This is a genomic window from Collinsella aerofaciens, assembly GCF_964283865.1.
Classification (GTDB): Bacteria; Actinomycetota; Coriobacteriia; order Coriobacteriales; family Coriobacteriaceae; genus Collinsella.
Map to the genome: position 1 here is coordinate 24,469 of NZ_CAXYLS010000006.1, position 17,932 is coordinate 42,400.

The 17,932-nt window shown below is 57.3% G+C and carries 17 protein-coding genes; 8 read left to right on the plus strand and 9 right to left on the minus strand.

Annotated elements, in window-relative coordinates; genetic code table 11:
• Positions 1-4 precede the first annotated feature (4 nt).
• Complete coding sequence (rlmN, locus tag ACRX4W_RS05145; protein WP_117806586.1) at positions 5-1,057, plus strand: dual-specificity RNA methyltransferase RlmN; 1,053 nt, start codon at positions 5-7, stop codon at positions 1,055-1,057.
• Positions 1,058-1,256: 199 nt separating this feature from the next.
• On the opposite strand, the gene ACRX4W_RS05150 is transcribed toward rlmN, so the two are convergent.
• From ACRX4W_RS05150 to rpmH, 9 genes are all read right to left on the minus strand, one after another.
• On the minus strand, positions 1,257-1,511 hold the full coding sequence (locus ACRX4W_RS05150; RefSeq protein ID WP_432299492.1) for a hypothetical protein: 255 nt from the start codon (positions 1,509-1,511) through the stop codon (positions 1,257-1,259).
• The gene (locus ACRX4W_RS05155; protein ID WP_432299494.1) at positions 1,501-2,406 is read right to left on the minus strand and encodes a ParB/RepB/Spo0J family partition protein; all 906 of its coding nucleotides are present in this window, start codon (positions 2,404-2,406) and stop codon (positions 1,501-1,503) included. The genes ACRX4W_RS05150 and ACRX4W_RS05155 overlap by 11 nt, the downstream gene beginning before the upstream one ends.
• Positions 2,399-3,199: a ParA family protein gene (locus ACRX4W_RS05160; protein ID WP_117584022.1), complete on the minus strand. Its 801-nt coding sequence runs from the start codon at positions 3,197-3,199 to the stop codon at positions 2,399-2,401. The genes ACRX4W_RS05155 and ACRX4W_RS05160 overlap by 8 nt, the downstream gene beginning before the upstream one ends.
• Before the next feature lie 134 nt (positions 3,200-3,333).
• Positions 3,334-3,999, minus strand: a complete 666-nt coding sequence (rsmG, locus tag ACRX4W_RS05165) for a 16S rRNA (guanine(527)-N(7))-methyltransferase RsmG (protein ID WP_233547406.1) — start codon at positions 3,997-3,999, stop codon at positions 3,334-3,336.
• A gap of 168 nt (positions 4,000-4,167) precedes the next feature.
• Positions 4,168-4,737, minus strand: coding sequence for a Jag family protein (locus ACRX4W_RS05170; protein WP_022093802.1), 570 nt, complete (start codon positions 4,735-4,737; stop codon positions 4,168-4,170).
• Positions 4,738-4,781: 44 nt separating this feature from the next.
• Positions 4,782-5,552 carry a YidC/Oxa1 family membrane protein insertase gene (locus ACRX4W_RS05175; RefSeq protein ID WP_055251326.1) on the minus strand — a complete coding sequence of 257 codons (771 nt, stop codon included), beginning with the start codon at positions 5,550-5,552 and terminating at the stop codon, positions 4,782-4,784.
• Positions 5,553-5,581: 29 nt separating this feature from the next.
• On the minus strand, positions 5,582-5,806 hold the full coding sequence (yidD, locus tag ACRX4W_RS05180) for a membrane protein insertion efficiency factor YidD (RefSeq protein WP_022093804.1): 225 nt from the start codon (positions 5,804-5,806) through the stop codon (positions 5,582-5,584).
• Complete coding sequence (gene rnpA / locus ACRX4W_RS05185) at positions 5,803-6,141, minus strand: ribonuclease P protein component (protein ID WP_082435526.1); 339 nt, start codon at positions 6,139-6,141, stop codon at positions 5,803-5,805. The genes yidD and rnpA overlap by 4 nt, the downstream gene beginning before the upstream one ends.
• A 20-nt stretch (positions 6,142-6,161) precedes the next feature.
• A complete protein-coding gene (gene rpmH, locus ACRX4W_RS05190; protein ID WP_019127408.1) occupies positions 6,162-6,296 on the minus strand; it encodes a 50S ribosomal protein L34 in 135 nt (44 codons plus the stop codon).
• Positions 6,297-6,641: 345 nt separating this feature from the next.
• On the opposite strand from rpmH, the gene ACRX4W_RS05195 reads away from it, so the two are divergent.
• The 7 genes from ACRX4W_RS05195 (at position 6,642) to gyrA (ending at position 17,628) form a co-directional block, all read left to right on the plus strand.
• Positions 6,642-7,994, plus strand: coding sequence for an ATP-binding protein (locus ACRX4W_RS05195; protein ID WP_432299497.1), 1,353 nt, complete (start codon positions 6,642-6,644; stop codon positions 7,992-7,994).
• Positions 7,995-8,009: 15 nt separating this feature from the next.
• The gene (locus tag ACRX4W_RS05200) at positions 8,010-9,734 is read left to right on the plus strand and encodes a DnaA ATPase domain-containing protein (RefSeq protein ID WP_432299499.1); all 1,725 of its coding nucleotides are present in this window, start codon (positions 8,010-8,012) and stop codon (positions 9,732-9,734) included.
• Positions 9,735-9,972: 238 nt separating this feature from the next.
• Positions 9,973-11,076 carry a DNA polymerase III subunit beta gene (dnaN, locus tag ACRX4W_RS05205; RefSeq protein WP_432299500.1) on the plus strand — a complete coding sequence of 368 codons (1,104 nt, stop codon included), beginning with the start codon at positions 9,973-9,975 and terminating at the stop codon, positions 11,074-11,076.
• Between the two features lie 9 nt (positions 11,077-11,085).
• Entirely contained in the window at positions 11,086-12,192 is a 1,107-nt protein-coding gene (gene recF / locus ACRX4W_RS05210) for a DNA replication/repair protein RecF (RefSeq protein WP_432299502.1), read from the plus strand.
• The gene (locus ACRX4W_RS05215) at positions 12,179-12,742 is read left to right on the plus strand and encodes a DciA family protein (RefSeq protein ID WP_117629988.1); all 564 of its coding nucleotides are present in this window, start codon (positions 12,179-12,181) and stop codon (positions 12,740-12,742) included. The genes recF and ACRX4W_RS05215 overlap by 14 nt, the downstream gene beginning before the upstream one ends.
• 105 nt (positions 12,743-12,847) lie before the next feature.
• Positions 12,848-14,878, plus strand: coding sequence for a DNA topoisomerase (ATP-hydrolyzing) subunit B (gyrB, locus tag ACRX4W_RS05220; RefSeq protein WP_117564019.1), 2,031 nt, complete (start codon positions 12,848-12,850; stop codon positions 14,876-14,878).
• 41 nt (positions 14,879-14,919) lie between these two features.
• Positions 14,920-17,628 (plus strand): DNA gyrase subunit A, encoded by a 2,709-nt coding sequence (gyrA, locus tag ACRX4W_RS05225; RefSeq protein WP_432299539.1) that lies wholly within the window; start codon positions 14,920-14,922, stop codon positions 17,626-17,628.
• Positions 17,629-17,932 lie beyond the last annotated feature (304 nt).

Consider the following 17,932-nt stretch of genomic DNA (forward strand, 5'->3'; position numbering starts at 1 on the left):
TTCCATGAATCCCAGGACTAAATCTCAGGACATTCGCGACTTGAGCCAAAACGATATTCGCGAGCTCGTGGCCGAACTTGGCCAGCCCGCCTTCCGCGCGAAGCAGCTCATCGAATGGGTCTTTGAGAAGAACGTTTGTTCGTTTGACGATATGACCAACCTTCCCAAGGCTTTCCGTGAGCAGCTTAAAGAGGCTTTTGCCTTTGATACGCCGACTGAAATCACCAAGCAGGTTTCCAAAGATGGCTCGCGCAAGTATCTGCTCGAGTACCACGATGGCATTTCCGTCGAGACTGTCGGCATGCCCCGCCGTAACAAACTTTCCGTCTGCGTTTCCACCCAGGCAGGCTGCGGCATGGGCTGTGCCTTTTGCGCTACCGGTCTCAACGGCCTCAAGCGCTCTCTGACCGCTCAAGAGATCGTCGACCAGGTGCTTCATGTATCCAACGACTTTGGCGAGCGTGCCACAAGCGTTGTCTTCATGGGCCAGGGCGAGCCGTTTGCCAACTACGACGAGGTTCTCAAGGCACTGCGTATCCTCAACGACCCCGATGGCATCGGTATCGGCGCTCGTCACCTCACCGTCTCTACCAGCGGCGTTATTCCCGGTATTCGCAAATTTGCCGATATCCCCGAGCAGTTCACGCTTGCCGTTTCCCTGCATTCCGCCATCCAGTCGACGCGCAATAAGCTCATGCCCGGTGTTAAGAAATACACGCTGCTTCGCCTTCACGAAGCGCTTCAGCTCTACACCGAGAAGACTGGCCGCCGCCCGACCTATGAGTATGCCATGATCGAAGGCGTCAACGATACGAATCCCGAGATGCAGGCGCTCTGCGACTTCTGCGAGGGAACGCTGTGCCACGTTAACCTGATTCAGCTTAACGACATCGAGGGCAGCCCGCTCAAGCCGTCGCCGATTCATAAGGTTGAGGATCTTCAGCGTCGTCTTGAGTCCCGTGGCATCGAGACCACGATTCGTAACTCCCGTGGTAACGATATTGACGCCGCTTGTGGACAGCTGAAGCAGCGCTTCAAAGTTCAGAAGAACGCATAGGGGAGTCGCACCCCAATACGTTTCATGTGAAACATCGAACGGTCCCGGTTGCAGGATATGCAACCGGGACCGTTTCATTTATCGACCTCAATTTTGGACCAACTGCTACCTTTCCCATTTTTTACGGACAAAATAAAGGGCCCTTGTCTCATGAATCAGACAAGGGCCCCTTAAAATATGCAGGGTAATTGTTAGGTACCTAATAGCCTACATTTTCCCATTGGTTGCTAACCCAACCTTGATTAATCTTGGGATTCTTCGTTACCTGAGCAGTACGCATGGCAACATCTTCTGTCATAACATCCATTTTCTTCTTTGAAGTATCGACGATATCTTGCGTGCTACGAAGCAAACGACCCCGAAGTTCATCGTCTGTCGCGATCTTATAGCCAGCAAAGGCACCAGCAGCGACAGTCGTCGCCAATGCAATCGCAGTAAAAATCTTATTCCTCATCTTGGCCCCCTTGATCAAACTGAATCATTTCACCAAGAATACGAGAAAGCTCTTCTTCGTCTTTAAACTCAATTTCAATCTTATTCTTTCCACGCGAGCTCTTCACACGCACGTTGGTATTAAATACCTGGCGAAGCACACGGGCAGCCTTTTTAAAAGACTGAGGCGTTGCAGGCCTCGGCGTCTTAGGCGTCTCTCCGGCAGAAAACAATGGAGCAAGATTTTCTGTCGCTCTTACGGAAAGGCCCTCTGCAACAACCTTTTCTGCAAGTCGAATTCGAGCATCCTCATAGGGAACTGCAAGAATCGCACGTGCATGACCAGCAGTAAGTTTAACCTCAAAAATCATCTGCTGAACTACTTCAGGGAGATCAAGAAGGCGCAACGAATTTGTAATTGCAGAGCGTGATTTGCTTACTGCCTTCGACAATGCCTCCTGGGTCATACCGCTGGCATCAATGAGCTGGCGATAGCCCTTAGCCTCTTCGACGGGATTCAGATCAGAACGCTGAAGGTTTTCGATAAGAGCAAGAGCCAGCATCTCTTCATCATTAACATCTTTAATGATGACAGGCAGCTCCTCAAGACCAGCAAGCTTTGACGCCTGGTAACGACGCTCACCAGCGATAATCTCATAGCCGTTTCCATGCTTGCGAACCAAGAGCGGCTGCAAAACGCCATGCTCTTGGATTGACTCGCTCAACTCGCGAAGTTCAGTTTCATTAAAATGAATTCGCGGTTGATTAGGGTTGGGAACGATATCCTCAATAGGTAGTTTTGTTACAGATGCGGCATTTGAAGCAGATACAGCAGAACCACCGGTCTCATACTCGGCCTCTGAGACCAAAGCATTGAGTCCACGTCCCAATCCGCCACGTTTCTTTACACTAGGCACGCTTGATCACCTCTTTTGCAAGGTTCATATACGCTTTTGCACCCTTATTTTGAGGTGCATAGGTAATTACCGGTTCTCCAAAAGACGGAGCTTCGGAGATTTTAACCGTACGGGGGATTAGCGTCTTAAATGCCTTATCACCAAAGTATGATTGAACCTCCTCAACAACCTGATTCGATAGAGAAGTACGCGAGTCATACATGGTCATAAGCACACCATAGGTGTCTAAGCCCTTGTTCAGACGTGATTTGACCATCTTCATTGACTCTAGCAGCTTCGTAACGCCCTCGAGTGCGTAGTACTCGCACTGGATCGGAATCAAAACGCTGTCTGCTGCGGTCAAGGCATTGATAGTAAGCAGGCCGAGCGAAGGAGGACAGTCAATGAAAATAAAATCGAACTCGTCCTGAATCGGCTCAAGCAAATCTTTGAGGCGGGTTTCACGAGCAATTGCGCTTACGAGCTCAATTTCGGCACCTGCAAGCTGAATCGTAGCTGGAATTACGAATACCTTTTTGCAATTTGTATCAAGAACAAGCGATTCTGCCGGCACATCATTCAACAATGCATCATAGATGCAGCGATCAAGGTCTTCTTTTTCAATTCCAAATCCACTGGTGCTGTTTCCCTGCGGATCAAAATCGACAATCAGTGTCTTACGACCCTGCTCACCCAGTGCTGCTGCAAGGTTCACAGCCGTCGTTGACTTACCGACGCCGCCTTTTTGATTGATGATTGCAATGATACGCGTGTCTTTTGCGCTCTTAGAACGCTTAACGTCGCGAAATCCCACGGTCCCTCCTGGTGTGTATTAAAGCTGTCAAACGGAGGATGTTTCACGTGAAACATTCCGATTCGATATCAACCGCCATGTTTCACGTGAAACACTGCAAGTTGTTAGTATCCATTATGTTTCACGTGAAACATCTAGGCAAGCGGATTCTTCTTTGCCATGCCATTTGCACGAGGCAATGAAACGGATGCCGGATGACTCTTTTTAAGAACAATGAACTCCCTGTGGCCCAAGCCCTCAGGCAAATCGATTGCGTCATTCAGAAGCAAAGTGAAGCCGCAAATCTTAGCTGCTGACATGCCGGAAGCAAGCTCCTCATCCGAAGGATTACCCTTGGTGATAACAAATAGCCCTCCGTCTTTGAGGAACGGAGCAGCATACTCAACAAGAATCGGTAGAGGGGCAAGTGCGCGGGCGGTTACGACAGAAAACTGCTTCTTATGGCTTCGAGCATATTCTTCAAGGCGATCATGAACCGCATGAGCATGTTTCAATCCAAGAACATCAACAAAAGAATTGACAGCATCAACCTTCTTACCAACAGAGTCAATATAAGTAGCTTTACGATGCATGGTTATGGTTAACGGAATACCAGGGAAGCCCGCACCTGTTCCCATATCGAGCAAAGCTCCCTCAGGAGCCTTATTGATATAGGGGAGCAAAACAAGTGAGTCGAGGATATGAAGTACCGCAGCATCTTCTATGTTAAGAATACGGGTGAGATTGGTTGTCTTATTTGTTTCCAGAACCAAATCCAAATGTTGAATACATTTCCTCAGCTCAGTATCAGTTACGCTCAAGGAATACTCTTTGCAATAGGAAGTTAGACGACTCAACATCTCGTCAGCCTGCTGATCAGTAAGTACTAACAACGAAAGCTCCTTTCTGACAAAAATCAGTGTATCGAGAACTTTTGACAAAAAAAGGGGACGTGGAAACCACGTCCCCTTAGCATAAGCTCGAGTAGATTATCGAGCAACAATCACCACATGGCGATCGGGGTCAGAACCCTCAGAATGAGTATCGACGGCGTCATTGCCACGAAGTGCAATGTGAACCAGTCGGCGCTCGTAGGCATTCATGGGCGGAAGCGAAACACTCTTATGAGTGCGGATGGCACGCTCGGCAGCAGACTGAGCCATGGAGGCAACCTTGTCCTGACGGCGGCTCTTGTATCCCTCGACGTCCACTACAACCGGATACCTAAAGCCGAGCTTGCGGCTCACCAGCAATGAGAACATAACCTGAAGGGCATCAAGGGTGCGACCATGACGGCCAATGAGAACAGCAAGGTCGGGAGCCGTTACATCCAGAATCAGCTCACCCTCGTCGCCCTCATACTCATCGATAGGAGAGTTGGCGGCATCGAAGTGCGAAAGGATGGAACGCAGGATGGAAATCGCGACATCGGCAATGGTGTCGAGTTCCTCGTCGGTCAGCTCTTCACCAGCCTTATAGCGCTGTGCAATCTCGGGATAATCGCCCGCGACCTGCGGGGCAACCTCCTCAAGCATATCCTCGATGATCTCTTCAGACATAACGTACTCCAAAAGTTAGGTACCTAAATAAGATTGATATCCCGCTACTTCTTCTTGTGCGGGCGCGGCTTCTTCTCGCGACGAGTGACCTCAACCTGCAGCGGCGCGTTCTTAAGGCGCTCCTCCTCATCGGCCTTCGCCTTGTCGATGACCTTCTGCGTCACAAAAATCTGCTGGATAACCTGCCAAGCAGACGAGACGTCGTAGTACAGCAGAACACCAACGGGAAGGCTCCAGCCCATCCAAAGCATCATGACCGTCATGACAACGGCCATCATACGCATGCTCTGAGCCTGCTGGCCGGTCTGGTTGCGCGACATATAGAGCTGCGGAATCAGGGTCAGGACAGCGAACAGGATCAGGCAGACCAGCGCAGGCAGCGCGACCATAAAGCCATCGGCAAAGGAGGCACTCGGCGTGGTGGTCAGGTCGGGCAGAATATTAAAGAACGAGAACGTGCCGTCGTTAAAGTAGTCCGGCAGGTTACGCAGCAGCGTAAAGAGGGCGAACAGGACAGGCATCTGAATCAACAGCGGCAGACAACCAGCCATCGGGTTGAACTTGTTCTCGCTGTAGAACTTCTGCATCTCCTCGGCCTGACGCTGGGGATCGTCGGCATAGCGCTCCTGGATCTCGAGCATCTTGGGCTGCAGCACCTGCATGCGTGCCGTCGACTTAGTCGACTTGAGCATAAGCGGCGTCAGCAGCAGACGGATGATGACCACCAGGATGATGATGGACAGGCCCCAGTCGACCGCAAAGGTCTGGATGAGCTTGAGCAGCTCGAAAAGGATGTTAACGATCCAATCCCACATGTAAGTTTTCCTCCGATAGCGAGTGCCCGCTAGGGCACAGGGTCATAACCGCCGACGTGCAGGGGATTGCAGCGAGCGATGCGCCTCACGGCAAGCCAGCAGCCTCTCAAAACACCGTACTTCTCAATCGCCTGGACGGCGTATTGCGAGCACGTTGGGTAATAAATGCAGGCGTCAGGCAATAAGGGCGAAATAACCTGTTGATATATGCGAATAGGAGCGATGGCAACACGTCGCAAAACGTGATTGCTCATCGCTCCTCCCCGGCAACGCCGGCGCGTTTCATAAGCGAACGCAATGCATTGTCCATCTCCTGCGGCGAGGAAACCCTCGTCTTGGGAGTTGCGAACAAGATGATGTCATAACCCGCAACGGGAAATCCACAGCTGCGGGCGGCCTCGCGCATCACACGCTTAGAACGGTTGCGCACGACAGCACAACCGAGCCGTTTAGCACCAACGAAGGCGACCCTTCCGGAGTCGCCTTCGCCAACCGATTCACATATGGTCATTCGAATCAGAGGGTGATTGAAACGACGCCCCTGACTGAACACATGCTCGAAATCTTGCCGAGACTTAATAGTCTTCATGCGAGATGTGTGTATCGCTGCTAGACAGTGAGACGCTTGCGGCCCTTGGCGCGACGACGGGCGAGCACGGCACGACCACCCTTAGTGGCCATACGGGCACGGAAGCCATGGGTCTTGGCACGCTTACGCTTATTAGGCTGATACGTACGCTTCATCTTAAGTTCCTCCTGCTGCATTTCGAGTGTCCGCGGGGGCGCGGACGCAGATATAGACACGTGAGCTTGAAGATTGTAGGGAAATCAATGTTCAAATGTCAAGAAATCAAAGGTAAAAGGTTGCGCAGTTCACACGGTTCCCCCATAAGCCGAGCTCGATTTAGCAGTGCATGGCAACTTTTCACGATATTTCATCGAGTTTTCAACAGGTCATGTTGGCAATGTTGAGAACTTTTCGTCCGTTTTCCAAAGTTTTCAACAGGTTTTGAAAAGTTGTCGAAAGATGAGAAACATTGCACGGTGAGCTACTATTTGTTCGAAACCTTTTGAAAGATTGTGAGCGGCATGTCTGACGACTTTTACACCATGGTCGATTCCGGAGACCCGGCACCCGACAACGAGCACATCACCGGCGTGCGCGAAGAGCGTAAGGAAGGCGAGCAGACGACCACGCAGGCGCCAAAAGCCATGTACGCCGCGCGCATCGCCGTCTATGACGACATGCTGTCGACACCGCGTGTGATCGTCATTGATCCGCAAGATGTCCGCACGTATTTGGAAGAGACGACCAACACCGTCTACCAGTGTATGAAAGAGCGAGGTGGCCACATCTCGCTCATGGTCATCCGCGAGATTGTCGAAAACTTTATCCACGCACACTTTGCCGAGCCCATCATCTCGATTCTGGACGGCGGAGACACTATCCGCTTTGCTGATCAAGGACCCGGCATCGACGACAAGGAGCGCGCTTTCGACTTTGGCGTTACCAGCGCAAACAGCAAGATGAAGCGCTATATCCGTGGAACCGGAGCAGGGTTTCCCATGGTGCAGGAGTATTTGGAAAACGCCGGCGGGGCCGTGTCCATCGAGGACAATATGGGCAACGGCACCGTGGTTACGGTAAGCCTGGACCCTAAACGCGTGCAGGAAATCGAACGCGCCGGCGGGCGCGGTGCTGCCGTGCGGCCCGAGACGGAGCAGCCCGCATATCCCCTGCCGGGAGCTTTTGCGCAGCAGCCCATGGCAACGCAACAGATGCAGCCCCGCGTGGGACAGATGCAGCAGCCCGGAATGCTTCCTACACAAGAGCCCCAGGCGGCGTCGATGTCGATGCCGCCAAACGTGCCAGAGGCCATGCCGCTGGCGGATCAGGATACAGCAGCAATGCAGCAGGTGACGGGGGCACCGGGTGGCCAGCAAATGGGCTATCAGCCGTACCAACAGGGATATCCATATCAGCAGATGCCGCCACTGGGGTATGGCCAGCAGTTCCCGCAGCAGTACCAGCAGGGATATCAACAGCCGTACCAGCAGATGCCGCAGCAGCAGTACAACCCCTGGGCCCAGCAGATGCCTCCGCAGCCTTACCAACAGTGGCCTCAAAGTTTTCAACAGCAAATGCCGCCGATGCAGAGTTCTCAACAACCAGCAGCTCAAATGATGTATCCTAATGCAGCAAATCAGTATGCGCAGCCACAACCGGACGTGTTCGTAAGCGATCGCGGCAACGCCGCGCTGGGCTATCTGGCGCAAAATCAAGCGTGCGGTGCTACCGATCTGGCGAGGGCGTTTGGAAACTCGGCCCCCACTTGGTCACGCACGCTCAATGACTTGGCGCAGGCCGGCTTGGTCATCAAGCATGGCCAGAAATACCATCTGACCGAACTCGGCGCCGCTCGCGTGCGAGCTCAGAGCTAAAGAACGGGAGAGACAGTGGACGAGGAAGCAAGCATCATCCTGGGGGATGCCATCGCCTTTTGCCAGCGCGACGGCCGAGATGCACGCCTCATCAACATGCTGGGGCAATCGCGCGCCATAAGCCTGACCGAAGATACGCTCACGATCGAGGCCCCCTCGCGCTTTGCCATCGCGCAGCTCAAAAAGCATCAGCCGACTATTGAGGCCTATCTGGAAGAAATCGCCTTTGCGCCGATCGCGCTCGACATCGTGGCACCACAAGGCACCGCAGCGGAATCCGCTGCCGCGACGGCGCCTGCCACGGCTCCCGCTGCTTCCCCGGCGGCGCCGGCCTCCGCAGGCGACGTGCCGACAATCGGGCACCAGCACAGCGATGTTTCCCGTGAAACCATGGCACCGTTGCCGACCGCGGCGGCGACGTCAACGAACGCACCCGTCACGCACATGCCCATCGCTCACGACGCAACGACGGGCGCGGATTCGGGCATTGCAATCAAGAACACGCTCTCGGCCGATGATTTTCGTCGCATGATGAACCAGATGAAGGGCGGAGCGCCAACTAAATCCACGCAAGCTGCGACCCCCGCTTCACCCATGCCAGCACCGACCGCGCCGGCCGAACAGAATACGGATGGAGCCCCGCTCGCCGCGAACTCAAAATTTACCTTTGAGAACTTTGTCTACGGCCCCGAGAACAGCCATGCCTATCGCTCGGCACTCAAGTTTGCCGCCCTCGCGGACGAGCGGGGCACGTGCACATCACTGTTCATCTACGGCAAATCGGGCCTGGGCAAGACGCACCTGCTGCTTGCCATCAAAAACGAGCTCGCCGAAAAGTCGCCCGAGATCAAGGTCAAGTATGCCAACTCCCAGGCATATCTGGACGACCTGATGACCGAGTTCGACCGCCAAAAGAAGAGCAACGCCCCCATCATGCAGGCGTACCACGGCGTGGACGTGCTCATCATCGACGACATCCAAAACATCATCGGCAAGCGCGCGAGCGTGGACTACTTTTTCCAGCTCATGGACGAGTTCATCCGCAACAACAAGAAGGTCGTCATCGCGGCAGACCGCGCCCCCAAGGACCTGAGCATGGACGAGCGTCTGACCAGCCGCTTCAACGCCGGCATGCTCTGCCTGGTCGCAGAGCCCAGCTACGAGATGAAATACAAGATCTTGCAGCGCTATTACGAGAACACCATCGTCGCCGCTCCCGAGGCAGGCGACGACTCGCTGCTGGCGGCCTATGGGGGCGACGGCGGGCACCTAACCGACGAGCACTTTAAACACATGGCCGAGGTCTCGGGCACCAACATCCGCGAACTCGAGAGCTTTTGCGAGCGCTGCGCCGGCGAGGCGGGCGACCGCGAGCGCGAGGGCGGGGAGCTCACCTTTGACGATATCGACGCCATCGCCAGCCAGTACTTTGACACATCGGCCAAAAAGATCAACGTCCAGACGGTTCAGTCCGTCATCGAAGAGCAGTACGGCGTGACGCACGAGGAGCTCATCGGCCCGCGTCGCAACGCCAATATCGCCAAAGCACGCCATATCGCTATCTACCTGGCCATCGAGATGTGCGAGATGACGACCACGGCGGTGGGCGCCGAATTTGGCAACCGCAACCACTCGACCGTCAGCACGAGTTACAAAAAGGTCCAGAAGATGATCCAGGAAGACCGCACCGTCACCGAAGACCTCAAGTCGCTGCGCGATAAAATTACACTGCGCTCGTAGGGAAATAGAGACACCTGTTGAAAACTTGTCGAAACCACGGGCATAAGGTGTCTAAAACCCAACCCGCGGTGATGAAAAGTTATGCGCAGGTTTTGAACGTGGAAAACCACCCCTGTTGCACACAGGTTGCTGTCGATTCTCTTTCTGGGTCTGACCTGCGTCTTTGGGAGTAATCAACAGTTTCGTCAGTGCTATTACTATTATTAAGATATTTATATCTATAGAAAGGTATTAAAAGATGAAGTTCACCGTCAGCCAGAGCTCGCTTACACAAGCCATCGGCGTCGTTATGAAGGGTGTCGCTTCGGCATCCACCCTTCCCATCCTGTCGGGCGTGCTCGTTAAGGCCCAAGACGGCATCTTGGAATTCCAGACCTCTAACTACACTATCTCGATCCGTCATCGCATCGCGGCGCATGTCGAAGAAGAGGGCGAGATGGTTATCCCCTGTAAGATGCTCTCCAATATCACCAAGACCCTCCCCGATGCCCCGGTCACCTTTGAGCTGTCCGAGCGCCAGGTGCTGATTGGTTGCGAGAAGAGCTCTTTTAGGCTGAACACGCTCGATGCCAATGACTTCCCCGAGTTTCCGGCCTATTCCATCGAGAGTGCCGTGGAGCTGCCGACCGATGTCTTGTCCGAAATGGTCGGCCGCGTGTGGCGCGTCACCTCGACCGACAAGGCTCGCCCCATCCTGGGCGGCGTGCACATGAAGGTCGAGAACAACACCGTACGCCTGGTGGCGACCGATTCCTTCCGCTTGGCCGTGTGCGATACGCAGGTCGAGACCTCGACCCTCGAGGGCTCCTTTGAGCTCAACGTTCCGGCTGACGCCTTTAACGACGCGCTGAACATCATGGCCAGCCAGGCGACCATCATGATCGGGGCTACCGACACCCAGGTCGTCTTCGAGGCCGGCCACACCACCTACGTGTCGCGTCGCATCGAGGGCGTGTACCCCAACTACAAGCAGCTCATCCCCGATTCGTGCGTGACGAGCGTCAAGATCGATGTCGCCGCCTTTAACGCCGCCCTCAAGCGCGTGGCCGTTATCGCGAGCGCCAACCCCGCCGTCAAGTTCGAGATCGATGTCGAGAACGGGCAGATGGGCCTGTCCTCCATTTCCAATGACCAGGACCTTGCGCAGGAGACGATCGATGTCGAGGCTGAGGGCGAGTCGGGTACCATCGCCTTCAACTACCACTACATCTTCGGCTGCCTCAATGCCCTGTCCAAGGAGAAGGAGATCACGCTGGAGCTCAAGAGCTACTCGCAGGCGGGCATCTTCAAGTCCTACGACAAGATCAACTACCTGTACCTGGTCATGCCGGTCCGCATCTAGCGCTGCGCCATGACCATGTTCGCCCGCGATCTTTCCGTCGCGCACTACCGCAGCTTCGATAGCTATCGCCTTGCCCTGGACGAGGGCGTGACGATACTTGCGGGACCCAACGCGGCGGGAAAGACCAATCTCATAGAGGCACTGCAGCTGCTGACGAGCGGCGCCTCGTTTAGGCATCCGACCGCAGCCGAGCTCGTCCATGACGGCGTGGGCTCGTGCAAGATCGAGCTGAGGCTCGAGGGCGACGGCCGCGTGCTTGATATGGGATTGAGCGTGGAGGACGGTAAGCGCTCGTTTAGTCGCAACGGCAAGAGATGCTCTGCCGCCGGTGTGCGCGGGATTCTGCCGAGCGTGCTGTTTTGCCCCGACCATCTGGACATGGTTAAGCGAGGCGCCAGTGTGCGCCGCGCCGCCCTCGATGACTTTGGCATGCAGCTGAGCGCGCGTTATGCCGATCTTGCGAGCACCTATGGGCGCTGCGTGACCCAGCGTAACGCCCTGCTCAAGGAGACCTGGTGCTGTCGCGAGATGCTCGGCGCGTGGAACGATTCGATTGCTCGCGCGGGCTCGGCCCTGCTCGTGCACCGGTTGGCCCTACTCGACCGGCTGGCGGGCCATGTGCACACTGCCTACGGGCAAGTGGCGTCCGGCGAGGCTGCCAACGTGACCTATGCGTCCACGCTGGGGGATTTGCCCCAGGTCGAGGATCGCGAAGAGCTGAAGGGTTGGGCGTACGAGCGCATGCTGGCTGCCCTTGACGAGCATGCCGACGAGGAAATTCGCCGCGGCGTGACGTTGGTGGGACCGCATCGCGACGAGATCGAGTTCACCGTGGCTGGTCGCTCCGCCCGTTCATTTGCCAGCCAAGGACAGCAGCGCACGCTGGTGCTGTCCTGGAAGGTGGCCGAGGTTGCCGTGGCTCGCGATGTCCTGGGCACCGCCCCACTGCTGCTTCTGGACGACGTGATGAGCGAGCTCGACGGCGAGCGTCGCGGCGCTTTCCTGCGGCTGATTGGCGATGATATCCAGACGGTCATAACCACGACCAACCTGGGGTACTTTACCGATGACCTGCTTGATCGAGCCAAGGTGGTGAGCATGGGTGAGACGTGCTAATTACGAGCGCGAGAGCGAGACAGTCGCCTTCAGCGGGTTTTTGAACGCAGAGCGCCAGCGCATCCTGGCGGCTGCAACGCCTAAGCGCCGTGCGCAGATGGAGGCCGCCGAGGAGTCGCGCACGGTCTATCGCGCATGGAACGCGGTGTGCTCGGGCACGCGCGAGGGGCGGCATGTGACGGGACTGCGTTACCTGCCCGAGTCCAATGAGCTGCTGGTGTATCTCGACTCGCCCTCGTGGACGCAGGAAATGACGCTGTTGCGCGAGATCATCCGCGCGCGCATGGAGCGCGCCGGTGCGCATGTGGACGGCCTGGTGTTCAAAACCACCGCGCCCGGTCACACGCCGCCCGCCGCCAAGGAGCGCCTGCGCCCGGCGACGACCGAGCGACCGCCGGCCCCGCATGCCGACCTAAGTGAGGCCGAGCGCACCGAGATTGAGCGCCAAGTGGCGCCCATCGAAGACCAAAAACTGCGCGAGGCCCTCGAGAATGCCATGAGAGCCAGTGCCGAGTGGGCCAAGGGCGTGCAAAGCAAAAAAGAGCCTTAAATCGCATCTGGTGGCCTTGTAGAGCCAAATACCCTCGTTCCCGAGGGTATTTTTTTACGATAAACTAGTAAGGCTGTACACATTTTCTTGACTGAAGGAGGACGTGTGGCAAACGAAAACGATTACGATGGCGGCGAGATTAAGATTCTCGAAGGTCTCGAGGCCGTTCGTAAGCGCCCGGGCATGTATATCGGCTCGACGAGCGCCAGCGGTCTGCATCACCTGGTGTGGGAGATCGTTGACAACTCCGTCGACGAGGCCATGGCCGGTTTCTGCACCGAGATCCAGGTGACGGTCCACGCCGACAACTCCATCACGGTCGTCGACAACGGGCGCGGCATCCCCGTCGACGAGCACCCTGTTAAAAAGATCCCGACGCTCGAGGTCGTCATGACGATCTTGCACGCCGGCGGTAAGTTCGATAACTCGGCCTATAAGGTCTCGGGCGGCCTGCACGGCGTGGGCATCTCCGTCGTCAACGCACTGTCCAAGCGCGTGGTCGTTCAGGTTCGTCGCGATGGCAACACCTACGAGATGGAGTTCTCGCGCGGCAAGACCGTCAAGAAGATGGAGGTCGTGGGCACCTCGGATTCGACGGGTACCACCGTCACCTTCTGGCCCGACGACGAGATCTTCGAGACCTGCATCTACGATTTCGATACGCTGTACAACCGTCTGCAGGAGACGGCGTTCCTCAATAAGAACCTCAAAATCGTGCTGACCGACGAGCGCGAGGCGACTCCCCACGTGGAGGAGTTTTGCTACGAGGGCGGCATCGTCGACTTCGTCAAGTTTCTCAACGAGGGCAAGGACGTCCCTGAGGCCTTTAAGGAGCCCATCTACATCGAGGGCAAATCGGATCCGGACGCGCCTGTGGCCAAGATGGGCGAGGTTGAGGTTTCCCTGCAGTGGAATAGCGGCTACGGCGAGAACGTCATGTCGTTCGCCAACGACATCTACACTCCCGAGGGCGGCATGCACCTTGAGGGCTTCCGCACCGCGCTCACCCGCGTGATCAACGACTACGCGCGCAAACAGAACCTGCTCAAGGAAAAAGACGCCAACCTGACCGGCGACGATGTGCGCGAGGGCCTTTCGGCCGTTATCTCGGTCAAGCTGCCCGATCCGCAGTTTGAGGGCCAGACCAAGGCAAAGCTCGGTAGCTCCTATATGCGCGCGCTCACGCTCAAGATCGTGACCGACGGCCTCGCCGATTACTTGGAGGAGCATCCCAAGCCCGCCCGCGAGATCGTCAAGAAGGCGCAACAGGCCTGCAAGGCGCGCAACGCCGCCCGCAAGGCGCGCGAGGCGACCCGCCGCAAGAGCCTGCTCGAGACGGCGTCCCTGCCCGGTAAGCTCGCTGACTGCTCGGTGCGCGATGCCGAGCTGACCGAGCTCTTCATCGTAGAGGGCGACTCGGCAGGCGGTTCGGCCAAGGACGGCCGTCGCCGAGACATCCAGGCGATTCTGCCCCTGCGCGGCAAGATTCTGAACGTCGAACGCGTTGGTGACCATCGCGCGTTCTCGAGCGACACCATCCAGTCGCTGATTACCGCGATCGGCTGCGGTGTCACGACGAGTGCCGGCGACGGCGGCGACTTCGATATCACCAAGGCGCGCTACCACAAGATCATCATCATGACCGATGCAGACGTCGACGGTGCGCATATCCGCATCCTGCTGCTGACGTTCTTCTACAAGTACATGCGTCCGCTGATCGATGCCGGCTACGTCTATGTTGCCTGTCCACCCATCTTTGGCATCAAGGTGCGCAACAAGATCCACTACGTGTATCCCAACGGCCGCCAGCCCGAAGACGAGATCCTGCGCGACACCATCCAGGGTCTGGGACTGAACCCCGACGATAACGACGAGGACGGCAAGGCCAAGGACGGCAAGATCACCAAAAAGCGCAAGGGCTATACCGTCCAGCGCTACAAGGGCCTGGGCGAGATGGACCCCAAGCAGCTTGCCTCGACGACGATGGACCCCAAGACCCGCATTCTGCAGCGTGTGTCGATCGAGGACGCCGTGGTGGCAGACCGCGCCGTGCGCGAGCTGATGGGTTCCGAGGTCGGCTATCGCCGCGAGTACATTGAAAAACATGCGCATGACGCGCGTTTCCTTGATGCTTAAGAGGAGGTAACGTGGCAGACGATATCAACAATAACGAGGGCATGGGCGAGGCCAGCGACGCCGGCATGCCCGACGATCTGAGGCGCCTGCTTGCCCGTGCTGAGCAGGGCGAGGACGGCGATCCGGACGCCTATAACCCCGATGCCGATGATGACGAGGAAGAGGACGACGGTGAGCTCGAGGAGAGCTTTGGCGAAGTCGACCGTGGCGCCTCGGCCGGCGAGGATATCAATGGCGGCCAGCTCCAGATTTCGGAGTTCGGTCGCGAGATGAAGCAGTCGTTTATCGAGTATTCGATGTCGGTCATCACGGCGCGCGCCCTGCCGGACGTGCGCGACGGCCTAAAGCCGGTACACCGCCGCATCCTGTACGCGATGAACGAGAGCGGCATCTACCCCAACCGCCCGCACAAGAAGTCGGCCTGGACGGTCGGCGAAGTTATCGGTAAGTACCACCCGCATGGCGACTCCGCGGTCTATGAGGCCATGGTCCGCCTGGCGCAGTGGTTCTCCATGCGCACGCCGCTCATCGACGGTCACGGCAACTTCGGTAACATCGACGGCGACGGCGCGGCGGCCATGCGTTACACCGAGAGCCGCCTGGCAAAGCCCGCCATGGAATTGCTGCGTGACTTGCAGAAGGATACCGTCGACTGGCAGCCCAACTACGACGAATCGCTCGCCGAGCCTCAGGCGCTGCCTGCGCGCTTCCCCAACCTGCTGGTCAACGGCAGCCAGGGCATCGCCGTCGGCATGGCCACCAATATCGCCCCGCATAACCTCACCGAGGCGATCGAGGCAACCTGCTACCTGATCGATAATCCCGACGCCACTGTCGACGAGCTCATGCAGATCATGCCCGGTCCGGACTTCCCCACCGGCGCTATCATCATGGGCAGTGCCGGTATTAAGCAGAGCTACGAGACCGGCCGTGGCTCCATTACCGTGCGCGCCAAGGCTCACGTGGAGTCCACCAAGACCGGCCGCAGCCGCCTGGTCTTTACCGAGATTCCCTACATGGTCAACAAGGGCACCCTGCAGGAGAAGATCGCCCAGCTCGTCAACGACAAGCGCATCGAGGGCATCTCGGATATGCGCGATGAGTCCAACCAGAAGGGTATCCGTCTGGTCATCGAACTCAAGAAGGGCGTCATCCCGCAGGTCGTGCTCAACAACCTGTACAAGTACACCTCGCTGCAGACGACCTTTGGCGCCAACAACCTGGCGCTTGTCAACGGCGTTCCCAAATGCCTGAGCCTGCGCGAGATGCTGCAGCACTACATCGACCACCAGGTCGACGTCGTCACCCGCCGCACCCGCTTCGACCTTAAGAAGGCCCAGGCCCGCGCGCATATCCTTGAGGGCTACCTGATGGCCCTTGACCATATCGACGAGGTCATCAGCATCATCCGCTCCTCGCAGACTGATTCCGAGGCCAGCAGCCGCCTGATCGAGCGCTTTGGCTTTACGCCCGAGCAGACCACGGCCATCCTCGAGATGAAGCTGCGCCGCCTGACCGGCCTGGAGCGCGACAAGATCCAGGAAGAGCTGGACGGCCTGCGCCGCGCCATCGCCTACTACGAGGACCTGCTGGCGCACGAGGAGAAGATCCTGGGCGTCATTAAGGAAGAGATGCGCGAGATCTCCAAGAAGTTCGGCGATAAGCGCCGCACCGAGATCAGCCATGTCGAGAAGGACCTGGACGTCGAGGACCTCATTGCCGATGAGGACATGGTCGTGACCATCACCCACACCGGCTATGTCAAGCGCATCCCGGTGGCCGCCTACCGCGCCCAGAAGCGCGGCGGCAAGGGCGTGTCGGGCGTCAACCTCAAAGAGGACGACGTCATCGACGAGATGTTCATCGCGTCCACGCACGAGTACGTGCTGTTCTTCTCGAGCAAGGGTAAGGTCTATCGCCTGAAGGTGCACGAGCTGCCGGTGGGTACGCGCCAGGCGCGCGGTACCGCAATCGTCAACCTGCTGCCCTTCGAGGAGGGCGAGAAGATCGCGAGCGTCATCAGCTGCCGCGAGTTCCCTGCCGACGAGTACCTGATGTTTGCCACCAAGAGCGGCATGGTCAAGAAGACCGTAATGAGCGCATATGACCGCAGCCGCCGCGACGGCCTGATCGCTATCAACCTGCGTGACGACGACGCGCTGCTGAACGTGCGCCGCGTGCGCGAGGGCGACAAGATTATCCTGGCCACCACCGCGGGCAAGGCGATCATGTTCTCCGAGGAGCAGGTGCGCGCCACCGGCCGCGATACTAGCGGCGTTCGCGGTATCGGTATGAAGGACGGCGTGAGCGTTCTGGGCATGGAAGTCACTAACGGCAACGGCGATCTATTCGTCATCACCGAGCGCGGCTACGGCAAGCGCACGCCGGTCGCGGACTACCCGGAGCAGAATCGCGGCGGCCAGGGCGTCTACACCATCCAAATGACCGAGCGTAAGGGCAACCTCGCGGCCATGAAGACGGTGGGCCCGCAGCACGAGCTGTTCATCGTGACGGAGGGCGCGACGGTCATTCGCGTCAAGACCGACGAGATCAGCCAGACCGGCCGCGCCACCCAGGGCGTCAAGATGATGACCGTCGACGACAATGACCGCATCTGCGCCGTAGCCCGCATGACAGCCGCCAAGGAGAAGCCCGAAGGCGAAGCCACAGAAAACGGCTCTGCTCCCGAAGAAACCCCTGTCGATCTAGGCGACGGCAACGACATGCCAGAGGATCTCCTAGACGAGTAAGAGGAACTAGCTGGTAGAAAATATCAGACCCCATATATCGGCGGTCGGCGCACTGCGCGCCGACCGCTTTTTTGACAATCTTGAACCTCGCGTCGGCCCCGGCTGCCCGGCGGCATGCGAAGTCGATCGCGAGTTCCGCACGAGCCGGAGAGCACTTAATGAGCTCTCCGTGCGAGCAGGACTGTCCGAGCAGGCGACTTCGCATGCCGCCGGGCAGCCGGGGCCGACACCCCTCAAAGATTTTCAAAAAAGTTGTTGACGCGCGCGCAACGACTCGTCTAATATATCCCTTGCGCGATGGACC

What these genes read in the sequence shown, in the direction of transcription:
- yidD (WP_022093804.1), bottom strand. Translation starts at nt 5,806, where the DNA reads ATGAGCAATCACGTTTTGCGACGTGTTGCCATCGCTCCTATTCGCATA.
- ACRX4W_RS05150 (WP_432299492.1), bottom strand. Translation starts at nt 1,511, where the DNA reads ATGAGGAATAAGATTTTTACTGCGATTGCATTGGCGACGACTGTCGCT.
- ACRX4W_RS05195 (WP_432299497.1), top strand. Translation starts at nt 6,642, where the DNA reads ATGTCTGACGACTTTTACACCATGGTCGATTCCGGAGACCCGGCACCC.
- recF (WP_432299502.1), top strand. Translation starts at nt 11,086, where the DNA reads ATGACCATGTTCGCCCGCGATCTTTCCGTCGCGCACTACCGCAGCTTC.
- ACRX4W_RS05170 (WP_022093802.1), bottom strand. Translation starts at nt 4,737, where the DNA reads ATGTCTGAAGAGATCATCGAGGATATGCTTGAGGAGGTTGCCCCGCAG.
- dnaN (WP_432299500.1), top strand. Translation starts at nt 9,973, where the DNA reads ATGAAGTTCACCGTCAGCCAGAGCTCGCTTACACAAGCCATCGGCGTC.
- rlmN (WP_117806586.1), top strand. Translation starts at nt 5, where the DNA reads ATGAATCCCAGGACTAAATCTCAGGACATTCGCGACTTGAGCCAAAAC.
- ACRX4W_RS05175 (WP_055251326.1), bottom strand. Translation starts at nt 5,552, where the DNA reads ATGTGGGATTGGATCGTTAACATCCTTTTCGAGCTGCTCAAGCTCATC.
- rnpA (WP_082435526.1), bottom strand. Translation starts at nt 6,141, where the DNA reads ATGAAGACTATTAAGTCTCGGCAAGATTTCGAGCATGTGTTCAGTCAG.
- rpmH (WP_019127408.1), bottom strand. Translation starts at nt 6,296, where the DNA reads ATGAAGCGTACGTATCAGCCTAATAAGCGTAAGCGTGCCAAGACCCAT.
- gyrA (WP_432299539.1), top strand. Translation starts at nt 14,920, where the DNA reads ATGGGCGAGGCCAGCGACGCCGGCATGCCCGACGATCTGAGGCGCCTG.